The following is a 17,270-nucleotide window of genomic DNA, read 5'->3' as shown; positions in this document are numbered from 1 at the left end:
GGTTAAACAAAGGCAGAGAATCCAGTGATGGCGCGACCTACAATAAGCGTGTTGATCTCTTTTGTGCCTTCATAAGAATAAATCGCTTCAGCATCAGCAACAAAACGGGCTACATCGTATTCAAGTAAAATGCCATTACCGCCCATAACCTCTCTGGCCCGGCTTACTACATCCCGGGTACGCATGGAGCAAAATACTTTTGCCAATGAGGCATGCTCATCAGTCAGCAAACCCTGATCCTGTAATTGCGAAAGTCTGAAACAAAGTGTTTGCATCGCAGTAAGGTTAGACAACATTTCAACCAGGTGATTCTGGATCAGCTGATAAGATGCAATAGGCTTACCAAACTGCTTTCTTACCCTGGTATAGTTTAAAGCACTTTCGTAGGCACCTCTTGCACAACCCACAGCCTGCCACGCTACGCCTGCCCTGGTCATCTTTAATACCTTCGCGGTATCTTTAAATGAATTTGCATGCTGCAAACGGTCTTCTTCATCAACCTCACAATTGGTTAAAGTGATCAGTCCATTCTGGACAATGCGCAAGGCCATTTTATCCTGCATTTTTTCTACAGCAAACCCCTCCGTTCCTTTTCTAACCAAAAAACCTTTAACCTGATTATCATCCAGATCCCGGGCCCATATTATAGTGACATCCGAAAACGTAGCATTACCTATCCATTTTTTTTGACCGTTAAGGATCCATTTGTTGCCCTGCCTTTTTGCAGTGGTCGTTAAACCCAGAGCTACTCCCGATCCCACCTCCGGCTCCGTTAATCCAAAAGCGCCTATTACCTTCATTTGCTGCATATCTGGCAACCAGGCTTGCTTCTGTGCTTCAGAGCCGAGCAAATAAATAGAGCCCATAGCCAGACCACTCTGTACACCAAAAAAAGTAGAAACAGACGTGTCAATTCTAGCCATTTCCATCGCCAGTATCCCCTCCATTAAGTTCGATCTACCGAGACAGCCATAGCCTTGGTAGGTAAGGCCGCAAATATTCAATTCAGCAATTTTTGGGATAAGTTCAAAAGGGAACTCTGCCTTCAGCCAGTATTTATTTACAATCGGCTTCACCTCTTTTTCAAGGAAAGCACGCACCTTCAATTGCAATGCTCTGTCTTCATCTTTTAAAGCTTCCTCGCCAAGGTGATAAAAATCACCCTCAATAGGAGGCAATTCTCTTTTCTCATCCTGTTTTCCCATCATTTTCATGAGCCCCTGTAACTGGGTCTCATCAAGATTCGAAACAGAATCTACCATTTTAGTAAGATCTACTTTTTTGGAAAGTGCATCAAGCTTTTGAAAATCTACACTTTTAAAAAGTGTATAAGCATTTTTTAGGGACGAAAAGAAATTGGCCATAATAACAGTTTAAAATAAAACAGTTATTATGGCTAATTGTTAGATCAGATTAAACAAGTTATCTACCCCCAAAAGCTTGCGTGAAGTAAAGCCCTCCCCGTAAGTTGCGCCAATGGCTTTACCAAATTCGCGGGCACGGCCAATCACACTTTCAAGAAACTCCGGCGAAGAGATATAAGTATCGGGCTCATCCAGATCAGGGTTAAAAAACTGCGTTTTAAAGGCCTTAATAGAGGCTATCTTTGTTTCAAAATAAGGGGTAATATCAATAATCACATCAGGTTTAATGTAGCGATCCTGAATATATTGCAATACCAGATTTGGCCTCCAGGCCTGTTGCTCTCCCCCTTCCAGTTGCGTACTTATTTTGGATAAACCCGACAAAAAACAGGCATCATTAGCCAGATCTCCAGCCCTGCCATGATCTGGATGTCTATCATGCAATGCATTGGTTAATACAATTTCAGGCTGATACTTGCGAATCATTTTGACTACTTCCAATTGATGGGCTTCATTGTTCTCGAAAAAGCCATCTCTGAATCTCAGATTTTCTCGGGCATGCAGGCCCATGATCTTTGCCGAATCAGCAGCTTCCAGATCTCTGATCTCCGCTGTTCCACGGGTCCCCAGCTCTCCTCTGGTAAAATCAATGATTCCAACTTTCTTTCCCAGCGCAATGTGTTTTAAAATAGTACCTGAACATCCCAGCTCTGCATCATCCGGATGAACGGCAAGCACCAATATATCTAACTTCATATAATAATTAAAAATTAATTAACCGCTGAATTTTCTTCTTTACTTTAGAAGAAAGCGGCTTTGTAAAGGGAAAAAAGTAATCCACTACTTCTCCATCTTTGTTAATCAGGTATTTATGAAAATTCCACCTTGGTGTGGAAGTTTTATTAAGAAATTTGAATAGCGGATGTGCATGTTCTCCGCGCACCATGATTTTTTCAAATACAGGGAACTGAGCCCCGTAATTTACTTCGCAAAAACTACCGATGGCTGCACCTTCCAAAGGCTCCTGCCTTCCAAAATCATTGGAAGGAAAGCCTAGCACTTCGAATTCCTCATGACCAATTTGTTCTCTCAATTCCTGCAATTCCTTCAATTGAGGCGCAAACCCACAACCGGATGCAATATTTACAATAAGTAGTACTTTATTTTTGTATTCAGATAAGTTCTTTTCAGCTCCATTAATAAACCTCACCTTAAACTGGTGCACACTATTAGATTGTTCAGACATCGTTTTTATTGGTAAAACCCTGATGAAGTGATAATAGACTCAATGTCTCTATCGTCCTGCGGGCTGTATGTACTCTTCAAATTATGGCCTACTACTCTTGCTACGGATTGATACAAGAATGCTGTAACCCCTCCTTTTGTTTCTTTCACAATATCGTAGGTTGTCCTACCCACTTCCCGGTCGATCAATTTGGTTAAAATCTGCCCCTGGGTAATTGTTAATTCCTTTATTTCGCGGTTAAACATGTCTTTAATTTCTTTATCGCATTGTTTAACCAATTTCTTTTGTTCTTTTCTATCGCCCGTTACCGCCAGTTCACGTTCCAGTTGCTCATATCTTCTTTTGGCATACAGCGCATACGGCATTACTTTCATTACATTATAACGTAAACGGTTAAAAGCTGCCTGATCGGCCGGCGACTTGAAGATCCTGGTTCCATAGATAACCACTTCATTTAGCGGTATCCAGGGAATCATCTCTCCGTTCTCGTTGGTTGAAGCTACCCGAATGGTATCATTCTTCCCCATAACCGGCATTTTTACAGGCAATGAACTCACCTGCGCTTCTGCAGAAGCGGCTGTAATAATGACAATTAGAGGAATAAACAACCTGTAAAAATTCATAATTTTATAACTCCTGTAAAGTTAGGGCTAATTTTATATTTTTGTTTCTTTGCTAATCGAATATACCCATTTGCCCATAAATAGGTATATTTTTTACGTAAATAATACAATAGAGCTAAAATGATCCTGCCCACATATGACAAACAATTATTTGGTAGAATTATTGTTCATATTAGCTCCAGTCTTTGTAAAAAAACTTATATTAAGGGAATAACGAGAATACGATGAAGAACGCATTAGTCATAGATTTAGAAGCAGAGAAGCAGGAAATACTGAAACGATACCGTGCTCTTTTGCGTGCTTGTAAACCAACCATGCAGCGGGGAGACAAAAAAGAGATTAGAAAAGCTTTTGATATGGCCCTGGAAAGCCATAAAAATATGCGGAGAAAATCCGGCGAACCCTATATATACCATCCAATTGCGGTTGCGCAAATTGCAGCCGAAGAGATTGGGCTGGGCACCACCTCAATTGTATGCGCGCTGTTACATGATGTTGTAGAAGATACCGACATCACGCTGGAAGATATTGAACGTGAATTTGGCAAAAAAACAGCAAAAATTATTGATGGACTGACCAAAATCTCCGGTGTTTTTGATTACAACAGTTCCCTGCAGGCAGAGAATTTCAGAAAAATGTTGCTTACGCTTGCGGATGACGTACGGGTAATCCTGATTAAACTGGCCGACCGACTGCATAACATGCGGACCATGGATTTTATGCCCAGACAAAAGCAACTTAAAATTGCGTCTGAAACCATTTATCTTTATGCTCCTTTGGCGCATCGTTTAGGTTTATATACGATTAAATCTGAACTGGAAGACCTTTCCATGAAATATCTGGAACCGGATACCTATAAATATATCGCGACCAAACTGAATGAGAAAAAAGCAGAAAGGACACTTTTTATTAAAAGGTTTGTTGAGCCTATAAATGAAATACTAGCTGAACAGGGATTGGCGGCAGATATCTATGGCCGTCCGAAATCTATCCATTCGATATGGAACAAGATGAAAAGCAAAAATATTCCATTTGAGGAAGTATATGACCTTTTCGCCATCAGAATCATTTTGGACAGTGCACCTGAAAATGAAAAAGCCGACTGCTGGAAAGCTTATTCAATTGTTACTGATCTTTACCGCCCTAACCCTGATCGCTTACGCGACTGGGTGTCTTCACCAAAAGGAAACGGATACGAATCCTTACATACTACCGTAATGGGGCCGAAAGGACAGTGGGTTGAAGTACAAATCCGTACACAACGGATGAATGAAATTGCGGAAAAAGGTTTTGCGGCACACTGGAAATACAAGGAATCGAGCAATGACAATGGTCTGGATCAATGGATTATGAAGGTAAGAGAAATGCTGAATAATCCTGAGGCCAACGCCCTGGACTTCCTCGACGACTTTAAAATGAACCTCTTCTCAGATGAGATTTTTATTTTCACACCGAAGGGTGCGTTGTTACAGTTACCTCTGGGGGCAACGGCACTAGACTTTGCATTTGAGATTCACACCGATGTAGGTGCTAAATGTATAGGTGCAAAAGTAAACCACAAGCTGGTTCCTTTATCATACAAACTGCAAAATGGAGATCAGGTTGAGATCATCACTTCCAGCAAACAATCTCCTAAGGAGGACTGGCTGAACATTGTAGTTACCGCCAAAGCTAAATCCAAAATCAAATCTTCATTAAAAGAAGAAAAGAGAAAAATTGCCGAACTGGGTAAGGAAGCGCTGGAACGTAAAATGAAATCGCTCAAGATCACCTACAATACCGATAATTTAAATAAACTGAGCTATTTCTTTAAACTACCTTCTACCCAGGAGCTTTTCATCGCGGTAGCAAAAGGGAAAATAGAATTAAAGGATCTGAAGGATTACCTGGCTAGTGAAAAAGAGATAGAAAACCGGGGTGCTGACAAAAGTGACAATCAGCAGATTGATGCCTTGTTACACAAGGTAAAAGGTCCGGAATCGGATATTCTGTTGATTGGCGAGGATCTTCAAAAAATAGACTATACGCTGGCGGCTTGTTGTAACCCTATCCCCGGTGACGACGTTTTTGGCTTTGTTACTGTTAATGAAGGGATAAAGATCCACCGTACCAATTGTCCGAATGCCGCCCAGCTGATGGCCAATTATGGCTACAGAGTGGTTAAGGCCAAATGGAACCGTCAGAAAGAACTTACATTCTTAACTGGTCTGCACATTATAGGTATCGACGACGTTGGCCTGATCAATAATATAACTAAAGTTATATCAAACGATTTTAAGGTAAATATGCGTTCTATAACTGTAGACACAGATAATGGAATTTTTGATGGATCAATAATGATCTTTGTGAATGACAAGGAGCACCTTGACAACCTGATTAAAAATCTGTTAGAAGTTAAAGGTGTAACGGGTGTTACCCGTTTTGACGCCTAAAAATAACAATAAACCGTAGGGTTTATATAAAAAATTGATACCTTTGAAAGGAGTTTAAAAACTATGTCGACAAACCACAACAGCGAGTTGGTTAGGAAAATATTCGAAGCCTACCTCGAAAATAAAAGTCTGAGAAAAACACCGGAACGTTTTGCCATCTTAGAAGAAATATACTCAAGAGATGACCATTTCGATGTAGAGACCCTTTATATCCACATGAAAAATCAAAAATATCGTGTGAGCAGGGCTACAGTATACAATACATTAGAGTTATTGGTTTCGTGTGACCTTGTTACCAAGCACCAGTTTGGCAAAAACATGGCTCAGTTTGAAAAATCTTATGGCTACCATCAGCATGATCATACCATCTGTATTGATTGCGGAAAGGTTGTAGAATTCTGCGACCCACGTATTCAGCAAATACAAAGTATGGTTGGTGAGCTATTGAAATTTGAGATTAAACACCACTCTTTAAATCTTTATGGCGTTTGTTTCGATTGTTCTGCTAAAGCGGCAATGAACAATCAGAATAACGACATTAAACATGCAAGTTAACCAATTAAATATTTCCATTTTTAAATTTAAATAATGACGCAAGTAGACGTGCTTCTGGGCCTGCAATGGGGCGATGAAGGCAAGGGAAAAATTGTTGATGTACTAAGTCCGCAATATGATTTGATAGCTCGTTTTCAAGGCGGTCCGAATGCCGGACATACTTTAGAGTTTGATGGCAAAAAGTTTGTTTTAAACACTATTCCTTCTGGTATCTTTAACGAAAAGACAATGAACCTGATTGGAAATGGTGTGGTAATTGATCCCATCATTTTAAAAAGGGAACTGGATAACCTTAAAAAAGCAGGTCATGATCCGGTTGCCAATGGTAAATTGGTAATAGCCCGCAAAGCTCACCTGATTTTACCTACCCACCAATTGCTGGATGCAGCAAATGAACAAAAAATGGGTAAAGATAAAATCGGTTCGACCTTAAAAGGAATTGGTCCTACTTATATGGACAAAACTGGTCGTAATGGATTGAGGATTGGTGACACCACCCTTCCTGATTTTAAAGACCGTTACAATAAACTGGTTGAGAAACATAAAGAAATACTTTCTCATTACGAGTTTGAATATGATCTTACTGAAAAAGAAGCTGCTTTCTTTGAAGCGATTGAATTCATCAAAACCATACCGCATGTAGATAGTGAGCACTATGTAAATGGTTTCCTTAAAGAAGGAAAAACGGTATTGGCTGAAGGTGCACAAGGAACATTATTGGATGTAGATTTCGGATCTTATCCTTTTGTAACTTCATCAAACACAACAACTGCTGGTGCATGTACAGGTTTAGGTATTGCGCCTAACAAAATCGGTCATGTTTATGGTATTTTTAAAGCCTATTGTACCCGTGTTGGTGGTGGTCCTTTCCCTACTGAGCTGGATGATGAAGTTGGAGAAAACCTACGTCAGGTTGGTCATGAGTTCGGTGCAACTACCGGCCGTGCGCGTCGTTGCGGATGGATTGACATTCCGGCATTAAAATATGCAATCATGCTGAATGGTGTTACTGAGCTGATCATGATGAAAGCAGACGTATTAGACGGTTTTGATACCATCTACGCTTGTACTCATTATGAACACAATGGTGAAACCATCGACTATATGCCATACGACATTATCTCTGTGAAACCAACTCCAGTATTGAAAGCTATTGAAGGCTGGAAAACAGATGTAACGAAAGTAACTAAGGTAGAAGAAATCCCTGCTAATCTTAACGCTTACATTGCGTTTCTTGAGAAAGAGCTGGAAGTACCTGTTAAATTCCTTTCTGTAGGACCAGACAGAGTACAAACATTAGAATTGAACTAAGGTTCTTAATCCTATTTAAAAAGGTGGTATTCTATACAGAATATCACCTTTTTTTATGCCCTCAAGTCAGACAAGTATATATAAATGCGTTACATTTGCGCAAATTAAAATGAGAGTTCAGGACCTACCATCTTTTAAACAAAAAGCGATACAATGGGCAACTTCTTTTGAAGTATGTTGTATCCTCGACTCAAATGGCTATTCGGATCCTTACGGAAAATATGATCTGCTTCTGGCGATTGGCGTACAGGAAGAACTAAATGCACTTTCTGCCTCTAAATTTACAGCGCTGAAAGCTTTTTATGAACAACATCAGAACTGGATGTTCGGCTTACTCAGTTACGACCTTAAAAACGAGGTAGAACAGCTTAGTTCATTGAATCCTGATCACCTTAATTTTCCCGAACTTTATTTCTTTATCCCCCAATACCTCATTACGGTTAAGGGAGACGAGGCAACGGTGCTTATCGGGAACCCAGATGTGATGAATATCATTACTGATGTTGAGCTCGATATCAGTCCTGCTAAAAACACAGACCATGAAGGAGGAATACAGATTCAAAGCAGGATTTCAAAAACACAATACCTTAAAACAGTTGAAGCCTTGCAACAACATATTGTGCGTGGCGACATCTATGAAGTTAACTTTTGCCAGGAGTTTTTTGCTGAAAATGCAGCCATCAATCCTGTAGACATATACCATAAATTATGTGCAGTCTCCCCTACTCCATTTGCCGGCTTTTTTAAAATAAAAAGCCAATACATCCTATCTGCCAGTCCGGAAAGATTCCTTTGTAAAAGGGGAAACAAATTAATCTCACAACCGATCAAAGGCACTGCAAAACGAAGCATAAATGCCGAAGAAGATTTGTTAATAAAAGATGCTTTAAGAAAAAACGAGAAGGAACAGGCTGAGAATGTAATGATTGTAGATCTGGTACGTAATGATCTTACAAAAAGCGCAATAAAAGGGAGTGTAAAAGTGGATGAGCTTTTTGGAATTTACGGTTTCCCACAAGTTTACCAAATGATATCGACCGTTAGTTGTCAGCTAAGTCCAGATGTACACTTCATAGATGCCATAAAAGAGACTTTTCCGATGGGATCGATGACAGGCGCTCCGAAGGTAAAAGCAATGGCTTTGATTGAAGAATACGAATTGAATAAACGTGGGGTCTATTCAGGTGCATTTGGCTATATCACACCTGAGGCTGATTTTGATTTCAATGTGATCATCCGTAGCCTCCTTTATGATGCAGCGAAACAGTACCTATCTTTCCAGGTTGGCGGAGCCATTACATTTGCTGCTAACGCAGAAGCAGAGTATCAAGAGTGCATGTTAAAAGCCTCCGCCATTATTCAAACACTTAAACCATAAAAAAAGGCCACATCATGTGGCCTCGTATTGATGAATTCCTTATGTATTTTACTTTTTGTAATACTTCATTGCTTCCGGGATAGCTCTTTCTATTTGAGCAATACGTGTAGCATCACTAGGGTGGGTACTTAAAAACTCCGGTGGTTTTTGACCACTCCCTGCAGCGGAAGCCATTCTTTGCCAGAATGCAGTAGCATTTTGCGGATTATACCCCGACATAGCCATAAAAATTAATCCCATTTTATCTGCTTCAAGTTCCTGATTGCGCGAATATTTTAGCATTGCCAAAGGTGTACCTACCCCGTACAAGGTATTAAATATAGACTGTGTTTTAGGGTTTTGGGACAACGCTGCATTTCCTAAGGATCCGAGCCCCTGAGAAACCATTTGCTGAGACATCCGCTCTGCACTGTGTCCGGCAATGGCATGGGCAATCTCATGTCCCATCACTGTTGCTAAACCGGCATCATCTTTAGTTACCGGCAATATTCCGGTATATACTACGATTTTACCTCCCGGCATACACCAGGCATTCAATTCTTTACTTTCAACAACATTTACTTCCCACTGGTAATCCTTAATCAGATCTCCATAGTTATTGTTGTTCATATAAGTTTTCACAGAAGCAATAAGCTTGTTGCCGATGCTTTTTACTCTCGATGCCTGTGGGTTAGCGGCAGACAATACTGCATTTTTATTTTCGGTTAAAAATGTGCTGTAGGCCTGGAAAGCCATTGGCAAGACCTGATCATCACTAACAAGATTTAATCTGCTTCTTCCTGTTAACGGAACAGTAGAACAGGAAGACAAAGCTAATCCGATAGTGGTTAAGCCTACAATTAATACTCTTTTCATAAGTTTTAGATTAATTCGATTTTTTCTTGAACAAATACACCTTAGACTCTTTGCCTTTTAACAGTCGCTCCAGGTTTTTTTGGTGTGTTACCAATATCAATACGCATACGCACATACCATACAAAACCTCAGATTTTATTGACGAATGCAGCAAAAACACAATACTTAATGGAAAGGTAAAGCCAGCGCATATTGAACTTAATGACACATATTTTGTAATCAACAAGACCGTAACAAATACCAGAACACAAAGCATTGCTGCCGGGAAATTAACTGCCAAAATCATTCCAAAAAGTGTAGCTACGCCTTTTCCCCCTCTAAATCCTGCAAATACAGGAAATAAATGCCCCATAACTGCCGTAACACCCAATGCCAGCTCATAATTTACAAACTGTGCTGAATTTTGCGGACCGGTAACGGAGAGACCTATAAAATAGGCGAGTTTGGTTGCAGTGTATCCTTTTCCGATATCTACAATCATTACGGCAATACCTGCCTTCTTCCCTAGAACCCTAAAAGTATTTGTTGCACCTGCATTTCCACTGCCATATTCCCTTACATCAACACCATAAAATGCCTGTCCTAACCACACTGCGGTAGGTATTGAGCCAAATAAATAGGCTAAAAGAAGAGCCGAAATAGAATAGATAGAAATCATAACCTAAAAGGCTTTTAAACTCATGTCTAAACTCTTCACAGAATGCGTTAATGCGCCCATAGAGATATAATCCACGCCACAAGCAGCATACGCTGCCACATTCTCTTCCGTAATACCTCCGGATGCTTCTGTAATATATTGCTTGTTGATCCTTCGAACAGCTTCTTTTAAATCATCGAAACTAAAATTATCAAGCATAATTCGATTTACATTTCCAGTTTCGAGCACCTGATCGAGCTCCAAGAGATCTCTAACCTCGATCTCTATTTCTAATTGTTTGTTTTTATCTTTCAGATACTGATTTGATGCATTAATGGCATTTGCAATCCCTCCTGCATAATCAACATGATTGTCTTTGATCAGAATCATATCGTATAGACCAATCCGATGGTTTACTCCCCCACCGATACGTACGGCCCATTTTTCAAGGTACCTTAAACCAGGTGTAGTTTTACGGGTATCCAGCAGTTTAGTATGGTATCCTGAAAGTAACTTAACAATGTGATTCGTTTTAGTTGCAATACCACTCATGCGTTGCATGCAGTTTAACACCAAACGTTCTGCGAGCAGTATAGATTGCGAGCTTCCTGAAACAGTTAAGGCGATATCGCCATATTTCACTTCAGCACCATCATTAATAAACACTTCAGTAGTAAGGCTGGCGTCAACCTGTTTAAAAATCTCGAGAGCAAGTTCTACCCCGGCTATTATACCTGACTCTTTAATTAGCAATTTTGCTTTGCCCTGAGCATTCGCTGGGATCGTAGAAAGAGAAGTATGATCGCCATCACCCAGATCTTCGGCAATAGCATTCTTTATGAATTTATCTATGACTTGTATATCCAAAATTAATATTTAAATCCAAAAATAGCATTTTTACTATTATTTATCAGGCTCTATCCTTAATTCTGTAATAAAAAAAGCACTGGCGGATTTTTTCATGGTGATGGACACCCTGAATTTACCATTCTTAGTGTGAAGGGAAAGTATACCAAATCTGAAATTTGGGTTGGTATTAATAAGATGAATAACAGAAGATTTAACCGGCGGATACTTAGTAAAAAAATTTCTTAGGATTTGCTCAGCCTGAGCTTTAGAGTATACATCTTCATCATCAATGATAATTAACTCTACAGAAGAAGCGAAGCTTGCTGCAATCTCTTTTGCATTGCCGGCTTTAAAATGTGCAGATAAATTATCTATAATATCGCCTTGAAGCGTATAAGAGGAAGGGAATTGAGTGAAAAATAAAAAAATAAACAGTAAGGGCTTTATCATCTCTATATAGCTAATACAAGGAGTCCACATAAATTATGCCATTAATAGATCATAAAAAAGAAATTGGTTCAAAAAAAAGGCGCAATAGGCTTATATTTGCTAAGCTCATTGACAATAAAAATTAAAACGAACCACAAATGAACAACAAAAAAATAGTACTACTGATTCTTGATGGCTGGGGATACGGAAAGAAAGATAATTCTGATGCAGTTTATGTTGCCAACACTCCTTTTTTTGATTCTTTAATCAACAAATACCCAAATTCTAAACTGGAAGCCTCGGGTGAAGCCGTAGGTTTACCAGCCGGACAAATGGGTAACTCTGAAGTGGGTCACATGAATCTTGGTGCAGGCAGGGTTGTCTATCAGGAATTGGGTAGAATCAATAAAGCTATCAGCGACAGAACGCTTCATCAAAACCAGGTACTACTTGAGGCATTTAATTATGCTAAAAACAATAATAAAGCTGTTCATTTTATAGGCTTAACTTCAGATGGCGGCGTGCATGCACATATCAATCACTTAAAAGCTTTATGTGATGCGGCTACGGAAGAAGGATTAAAAAACGTATTTATACATGCATTTATGGATGGAAGAGATACTGATCCAAATTCAGGCCTTGGCTTTATTCATGAGCTGAACAATCACCTGCCACACACAACTGCTAAAATTGCCAGTGTTATAGGCCGTTATTATGCAATGGATAGGGACAGCAGATGGGAAAGGGTTAAACTGGCCTACGACTTACTTACCAAAGGTGTTGGACAACCAACAATTGATCCGGCAGTTGCTATTGAACAATCTTACAAAGACGGAGTAACCGACGAATTTATAAAACCTATTGTTGTAACTCAGCCAGACGGACAACCGATTGCGACGATACAACCTGATGATGTAGTTATTTGTTTTAACTACAGAACAGACCGTGGCAGGGAAATCACTGCGGCACTTTCGCAAAATGACTATCCTGATTTTGGAATGCACAAACTACCTTTGTACTATGTGACCATGACCACCTACGATGAGAATTTCAACAATGTAAAAGTGATCTTTACTAAGGACGACTTGTCGGAAACACTTGGTGAAGTATTAGAAAAATATCATAAAAATCAAATCCGTATTGCGGAAACCGAAAAATACCCACATGTAACTTTCTTTTTCTCCGGAGGTCGTGAACAGGTATTTGAAAATGAAAAAAGGATTATGATTCCTTCTCCAAAAGTAGCTACCTACGACCTTCAGCCAGAGATGAGCGCAGCAGGAATTACTGAAGCTATTTGCAAAGAACTGGAAACCGGATGGCCTGATTTTGTATGCTTAAACTTTGCTAATCCTGATATGGTTGGTCACACAGGTGTATTTGATGCCGTTGTTAAAGCTGTTGAGACGGCAGATAGCTGCGCAGAGGTGGTTGTAAATAAAGGTCTTGAAAATGGCTATTCATTTATCATCCTGGCAGATCATGGCAACTCTGAATTTATGATCAATAATGATGGATCAGTAAATACTGCACATACAACCAATCTGGTACCTTGCATTTTGATAGATAAGGACTATACAAGTTTAGCTGATGGTAAACTTGGTGACATCGCCCCTACAATTTTAAGCATAATGGATATTCCTAAGCCGGCTATTATGACCGGTAATAGTTTAGTATAATGAAGAAAACTTTATTCGTATCTGGTATTCTTTTGATTTTTTACGGCTGCAATCCGGCCGTAAAAAATCAAAAGAATGCTTTAAATTACTTTGACCTCAAAGGTTATTTTAACAAAGAGGCGGCGCGTCTTACAAAAAGCAATCCTGAATTTATAAAGACGGTAACGGTAAATGATTCGTCAGAAACTAAAAAGATTCGTATTGCAGACTGGTCTAAGGAGCTTTCCATTTTTTCTGATGCGGATATTAACCGAAATGCATGGAAAGGCTTGTTTAAAACAAATCTTACTGAAGAGCAGGATATATATACTTCAGATGACGAAAAAATCCCTGTAAAAGAAATTTCCATTGCCAGGAAGAATCACAGATTGCAAAGTATCCGGATTGTGATGAAGAGTAGCAATTCATTATATAGCTCTGCTGATACCCTCTCCTATTACCCTGACAGCTTGTATCAGATAAAGAAAAGCCAGCACATCAAATTACTGTCTGAAAAGAAATACAGTATTACGGGAAGCTTTAAATAAAATCGGTTATTTCAGACTGGTTACCTGCGCTTTAACATAATCAATCAGTGAAAGAATATCTTTTCGCTGTGGCTGAACAACCAGTACCTTTTGGAAATCAGCAATGGAGTTGTTAAACAAAGCTACGCAGGCTGCTTTTTCGGCTTTAGTTTTGATTTTATAAGATTTGTAAATAGCGTAGTCTTTATAAGCCAATGCCCTGTTTTGTAACAACTGAGTATCCTCTTCCCCATTGATTTCTATCGCCTTTGTAAAGTCTTTAATAGAAGCCAGGTAAAAATTTTCCCGCATATTGTTTAAAGATTCCTTCGGATCGTTGGCCACATTTTGCCTGGCCTTCCCTCTGTAATAATAAGCAGAATAATCTGAAGGTTTTAAAACGATCAAACGGCTATAGGTATCTATAGAATTTTCGAAATCGCCACACTGAAAATAGGAATACCCTAGCATTTTCAACACATTAGCATTATTTGGATTTTTCGCATCGGCCTTAGCAAGCTGATTAACAGCGCCTTTATAGTCACCCTTCATCATGGCCTGCATGCCTAACTTATCATAACCACTATTTTGCGCAAATGTGGTGCTCGCAGAAAAAACAAATAAAAACAGAATCGTTTGCTTGAAATAGTTCATTAACTTCTATTTAAAAAAAATAAATATATTTAAAATGTGGATACTGTCAACTATCATACCAGTTGCAAATATCTAACTTAAACGTCAAATAATTCAAATTATGATTGATTAATTAATTATTATTGAAGCATGACTTTTTAACAGGGAAAAGCAGTCATTATTTTTTTGGCACAGGAGTTGAAATTATCACTATACAATACAATTAATAATCATTTAAACGACATGCTGTCAGATTGTCGTTTTTTATTTTAGAAAGACTTATTTAATGAGTAAACGAGATCACTTCGATTTTAGCAATGCACTACCTATCATAAATGAAGACACTGAATTTTTCCCTTTAATGTCTCAACAAGATGAGGATGAGATGAATAATGAGGATACTCCAGAGGTTTTACCCATACTTCCATTAAGGAACACTGTACTTTTCCCGGGAGTTGTAATTCCGATTACTGTTGGCAGAGATAAATCAATAAAACTAATTAAAGAAGCTTATAAAGGTGACAGAATCATAGGTGTTGTTTCTCAGCGCGATGTTTCTATCGAAGATCCTACATTTGAACAATTAAACAGTGTAGGTACGGTAGCCCATATTATTAAAATGCTTCAAATGCCTGACGGCAACACTACTGTAATTATACAGGGTAAACAGCGTTTCCGTCTAATAGAGGAAGTACAGTCTGAACCTTATATTAAAGTAACGATCAGTAAATTCGAAGAGAAAAAGCATAAAGCGGATAAGGAATTTAAGGCGCTTGTAGCCTCCATAAAGGAAATGTCCAGTCAGATCATCCAGCTATCGCCAAACATTCCAAGCGAAGCGGGTATTGCGCTGAAAAACATAGAAAGCACTTCTTTTCTGATCAACTTCATCTCTTCTAATATGAATGCAGATGTTGCAGATAAGCAAAAAATGCTGGAAATGACCAACCTGCGCGAACGTGCTATGATGGTGATGGAACTACTTACGCTGGAACTTCAAATGCTGGAACTTAAAAACCAGATCCAGTCAAAAGTACGTACAGACCTAGACAAGCAGCAAAGGGATTATTTCTTAAATCAACAGCTTAAAACCATACAGGAAGAATTGGGTGGTAACTCATCAGACCTGGAGTATGAAGCGTTGGAAAGTCGCGCGAAAAAGAAAAAATGGTCGGCTCATGTTTCTGATCACTTTAATAAAGAGCTGGAAAAATTAGGGCGTATGAATCCTGCAGCTCCTGATTATTCTGTTCAGATCAACTATCTTGAATTATTGCTGGACTTGCCGTGGGGTGATTTCACAAAAGACAATTTTGACCTTAAGCGTGCTCAGCGTGTACTGGATAAAGACCATTTCGGATTAGAAAAAGTAAAGCAGCGTATTATCGAATACCTGGCTGTACTAAAACTTAAACGCGATATGAAAGCGCCGATCCTTTGCCTGGTAGGGCCTCCGGGAGTTGGAAAAACCTCTCTTGGGAAATCAATTGCCAAAGCGCTGAACCGTAAATATGTGCGTATGGCACTAGGTGGAATAAGAGATGAAGCTGAAATCCGTGGACACAGGAAAACCTATATTGGTGCTATGCCAGGTCGTATCATTCAGTCGATCAAAAAAGCAGGAGCTTCTAATCCTGTATTTGTACTGGATGAGATTGATAAGGTAGGATCGGATTTCAGGGGCGACCCTTCTTCTGCCCTGCTTGAGGTATTAGACCCTGAGCAAAATAGTGCTTTTAATGACCACTACGTTGAGACTGACTACGATTTGTCTAGCGTACTGTTCATTGCCACCGCTAACTCATTAAGCTCTATTCATCCTGCTTTGCTTGATCGTATGGAGATTATTGAAGTGAATGGCTATACTATTGAAGAAAAAATAGAGATCGCAAAAAGATATTTGTTGCCAAAACAAAAAGAGCAACATGGTATAAAAACTAAAGATATTGTCCTAAAAAGCGCTTTAATTGAAAAAGTAATTGAAGACTATACCAGAGAATCAGGTGTACGTGGGCTGGAAAAAAAGATTGGCTCACTGGTGCGTGGCGTAGCTACGAAAATTGCCCTTGAGGAGACTTATGATCCAAACCTTAGTCTGATTGATGTAGAGCGTATTTTAGGTGCCCCAATTTACGACAAAGACCTATATGAAGGCAATGAAGTTGCTGGTGTAGTAACAGGTTTAGCCTGGACGCAGGTTGGTGGTGATATACTATTTATTGAGGCTAGCTTAAGCCCGGGTAAAGGGAAACTAACGCTCACCGGAAACTTAGGTGAAGTAATGAAAGAATCGGCCATTATTGCCCTTGCTTATTTACGTGCACACGCAGCGATTTTTGGTATTGAATATGCATTGTTTGATCAGCGTGATGTACATATTCACGTTCCAGCGGGTGCTACCCCTAAAGATGGCCCTTCTGCAGGTATAACTATGCTCACGGCATTAACTTCGGCCTTTACTCAACGTAAAGTAAAATCAAACCTGGCTATGACCGGTGAGATTACCCTTAGAGGCAAGGTACTACCTGTTGGTGGAATAAAGGAAAAGATACTTGCTGCTAAACGTGCGAATATCAAAGACATCATCTTGAGCAAATCAAACCATAAAGACATTCTGGAAATTAAAGAGAGTTATGTCAAAGATCTCAACTTCCATTATGTTAATGAAATGAAAGAAGTGATTGACCTTGCTTTGACTAAAGAAAAGGTTAAAAACGCACAAGACTTAACGGTACATCCGAAAACAACAACGCACTAATTGTATTAATTTAAT

The 17,270-nt window shown here is 39.3% G+C and carries 16 protein-coding genes; 7 read left to right on the top strand and 9 right to left on the bottom strand.

The window, feature by feature from the left end; genetic code table 11:
- Nucleotides 1–2 precede the first annotated feature (2 nt).
- The 4 genes from B9A18_RS00215 to B9A18_RS00200 are packed head-to-tail and all read right to left on the bottom strand — an operon-like array spanning nt 3 to nt 3,233.
- The gene (locus B9A18_RS00215; RefSeq protein WP_084286657.1) at nt 3–1,364 is read right to left on the bottom strand and encodes an acyl-CoA dehydrogenase family protein; all 1,362 of its coding nucleotides are present in this window, start codon (nt 1,362–1,364) and stop codon (nt 3–5) included.
- 39 nt (nt 1,365–1,403) lie between these two features.
- A complete protein-coding gene (gene bshB1, locus B9A18_RS00210; protein ID WP_084286656.1) occupies nt 1,404–2,120 on the bottom strand; it encodes a bacillithiol biosynthesis deacetylase BshB1 in 717 nt (238 codons plus the stop codon).
- 7 nt (nt 2,121–2,127) lie between these two features.
- The gene (locus tag B9A18_RS00205; RefSeq protein WP_084286655.1) at nt 2,128–2,610 is read right to left on the bottom strand and encodes a glutathione peroxidase; all 483 of its coding nucleotides are present in this window, start codon (nt 2,608–2,610) and stop codon (nt 2,128–2,130) included.
- 5 nt (nt 2,611–2,615) lie between these two features.
- Complete coding sequence (locus B9A18_RS00200; protein WP_084286654.1) at nt 2,616–3,233, bottom strand: DUF4294 domain-containing protein; 618 nt, start codon at nt 3,231–3,233, stop codon at nt 2,616–2,618.
- A 224-nt stretch (nt 3,234–3,457) separates the two neighbouring features.
- Here B9A18_RS00200 and B9A18_RS00195 point away from each other — a divergent pair, with 224 nt between their 5' ends.
- The 4 genes from B9A18_RS00195 to B9A18_RS00180 all read left to right on the top strand — a co-directional run bounded on the left by B9A18_RS00195 (nt 3,458) and on the right by B9A18_RS00180 (nt 8,909).
- Nucleotides 3,458–5,665 carry a RelA/SpoT family protein gene (locus tag B9A18_RS00195; RefSeq protein ID WP_084286653.1) on the top strand — a complete coding sequence of 736 codons (2,208 nt, stop codon included), beginning with the start codon at nt 3,458–3,460 and terminating at the stop codon, nt 5,663–5,665.
- A 63-nt stretch (nt 5,666–5,728) separates the two neighbouring features.
- Complete coding sequence (locus B9A18_RS00190) at nt 5,729–6,220, top strand: Fur family transcriptional regulator (RefSeq protein ID WP_084286652.1); 492 nt, start codon at nt 5,729–5,731, stop codon at nt 6,218–6,220.
- 33 nt (nt 6,221–6,253) lie between these two features.
- Nucleotides 6,254–7,531 carry an adenylosuccinate synthase gene (locus tag B9A18_RS00185; protein ID WP_084286651.1) on the top strand — a complete coding sequence of 426 codons (1,278 nt, stop codon included), beginning with the start codon at nt 6,254–6,256 and terminating at the stop codon, nt 7,529–7,531.
- 109 nt (nt 7,532–7,640) lie between these two features.
- Nucleotides 7,641–8,909: an anthranilate synthase component I family protein gene (locus B9A18_RS00180; RefSeq protein ID WP_084286650.1), complete on the top strand. Its 1,269-nt coding sequence runs from the start codon at nt 7,641–7,643 to the stop codon at nt 8,907–8,909.
- Nucleotides 8,910–8,957: 48 nt separating this feature from the next.
- Here the strand turns inward: B9A18_RS00180 and B9A18_RS00175 are convergent, their stop codons facing one another.
- The 4 genes from B9A18_RS00175 to B9A18_RS00160 are packed head-to-tail and all read right to left on the bottom strand — an operon-like array spanning nt 8,958 to nt 11,700.
- The gene (locus B9A18_RS00175) at nt 8,958–9,764 is read right to left on the bottom strand and encodes a M48 family metallopeptidase (RefSeq protein WP_084286649.1); all 807 of its coding nucleotides are present in this window, start codon (nt 9,762–9,764) and stop codon (nt 8,958–8,960) included.
- 10 nt (nt 9,765–9,774) lie between these two features.
- A complete protein-coding gene (plsY, locus tag B9A18_RS00170) occupies nt 9,775–10,422 on the bottom strand; it encodes a glycerol-3-phosphate 1-O-acyltransferase PlsY (RefSeq protein ID WP_084286648.1) in 648 nt (215 codons plus the stop codon).
- Between the two features lie 3 nt (nt 10,423–10,425).
- Nucleotides 10,426–11,268: a carboxylating nicotinate-nucleotide diphosphorylase gene (nadC, locus tag B9A18_RS00165; protein ID WP_084286647.1), complete on the bottom strand. Its 843-nt coding sequence runs from the start codon at nt 11,266–11,268 to the stop codon at nt 10,426–10,428.
- A gap of 36 nt (nt 11,269–11,304) precedes the next feature.
- On the bottom strand, nt 11,305–11,700 hold the full coding sequence (locus B9A18_RS00160; protein WP_235005199.1) for a DUF4783 domain-containing protein: 396 nt from the start codon (nt 11,698–11,700) through the stop codon (nt 11,305–11,307).
- Nucleotides 11,701–11,837: 137 nt separating this feature from the next.
- Between B9A18_RS00160 and gpmI the strand changes: the two genes are divergently transcribed.
- Entirely contained in the window at nt 11,838–13,358 is a 1,521-nt protein-coding gene (gpmI, locus tag B9A18_RS00155; protein ID WP_084286645.1) for a 2,3-bisphosphoglycerate-independent phosphoglycerate mutase, read from the top strand.
- Nucleotides 13,358–13,885, top strand: coding sequence for a hypothetical protein (locus B9A18_RS00150; protein ID WP_084286644.1), 528 nt, complete (start codon nt 13,358–13,360; stop codon nt 13,883–13,885). Before gpmI ends, B9A18_RS00150 begins: the two co-directional genes overlap by 1 nt.
- A gap of 6 nt (nt 13,886–13,891) precedes the next feature.
- Here the strand turns inward: B9A18_RS00150 and B9A18_RS00145 are convergent, their stop codons facing one another.
- A complete protein-coding gene (locus B9A18_RS00145) occupies nt 13,892–14,518 on the bottom strand; it encodes a tetratricopeptide repeat protein (protein ID WP_084286643.1) in 627 nt (208 codons plus the stop codon).
- 265 nt (nt 14,519–14,783) lie between these two features.
- Between B9A18_RS00145 and lon the strand changes: the two genes are divergently transcribed.
- Nucleotides 14,784–17,255: an endopeptidase La gene (lon, locus tag B9A18_RS00140; RefSeq protein WP_084286642.1), complete on the top strand. Its 2,472-nt coding sequence runs from the start codon at nt 14,784–14,786 to the stop codon at nt 17,253–17,255.
- The last annotated feature ends 15 nt before the right edge of the window (nt 17,256–17,270 follow it).

The organism is Pedobacter nyackensis, from assembly GCF_900176505.1.
In the GTDB taxonomy this organism is placed as follows: domain Bacteria; phylum Bacteroidota; class Bacteroidia; order Sphingobacteriales; family Sphingobacteriaceae; genus Pedobacter; species Pedobacter nyackensis.
Note: the sequence above shows the minus strand (reverse complement) of the source record. Positions and strands in the feature narration are given on the sequence as shown.

Bases quoted from the DNA above. Each gene is read 5' to 3' on its own strand.
- gpmI (WP_084286645.1), top strand. From the start codon at position 11,838: ATGAACAACAAAAAAATAGTACTACTGATTCTTGATGGCTGGGGATAC.
- B9A18_RS00215 (WP_084286657.1), bottom strand. From the start codon at position 1,364: ATGGCCAATTTCTTTTCGTCCCTAAAAAATGCTTATACACTTTTTAAA.
- bshB1 (WP_084286656.1), bottom strand. From the start codon at position 2,120: ATGAAGTTAGATATATTGGTGCTTGCCGTTCATCCGGATGATGCAGAG.
- plsY (WP_084286648.1), bottom strand. From the start codon at position 10,422: ATGATTTCTATCTATTCTATTTCGGCTCTTCTTTTAGCCTATTTATTT.
- B9A18_RS00185 (WP_084286651.1), top strand. From the start codon at position 6,254: ATGACGCAAGTAGACGTGCTTCTGGGCCTGCAATGGGGCGATGAAGGC.
- B9A18_RS00190 (WP_084286652.1), top strand. From the start codon at position 5,729: ATGTCGACAAACCACAACAGCGAGTTGGTTAGGAAAATATTCGAAGCC.
- B9A18_RS00150 (WP_084286644.1), top strand. From the start codon at position 13,358: ATGAAGAAAACTTTATTCGTATCTGGTATTCTTTTGATTTTTTACGGC.
- B9A18_RS00195 (WP_084286653.1), top strand. From the start codon at position 3,458: ATGAAGAACGCATTAGTCATAGATTTAGAAGCAGAGAAGCAGGAAATA.
- B9A18_RS00145 (WP_084286643.1), bottom strand. From the start codon at position 14,518: ATGAACTATTTCAAGCAAACGATTCTGTTTTTATTTGTTTTTTCTGCG.
- B9A18_RS00175 (WP_084286649.1), bottom strand. From the start codon at position 9,764: ATGAAAAGAGTATTAATTGTAGGCTTAACCACTATCGGATTAGCTTTG.
- B9A18_RS00160 (WP_235005199.1), bottom strand. From the start codon at position 11,700: ATGATAAAGCCCTTACTGTTTATTTTTTTATTTTTCACTCAATTCCCT.
- lon (WP_084286642.1), top strand. From the start codon at position 14,784: ATGAGTAAACGAGATCACTTCGATTTTAGCAATGCACTACCTATCATA.
- B9A18_RS00205 (WP_084286655.1), bottom strand. From the start codon at position 2,610: ATGTCTGAACAATCTAATAGTGTGCACCAGTTTAAGGTGAGGTTTATT.
- B9A18_RS00180 (WP_084286650.1), top strand. From the start codon at position 7,641: ATGAGAGTTCAGGACCTACCATCTTTTAAACAAAAAGCGATACAATGG.
- B9A18_RS00200 (WP_084286654.1), bottom strand. From the start codon at position 3,233: ATGAATTTTTACAGGTTGTTTATTCCTCTAATTGTCATTATTACAGCC.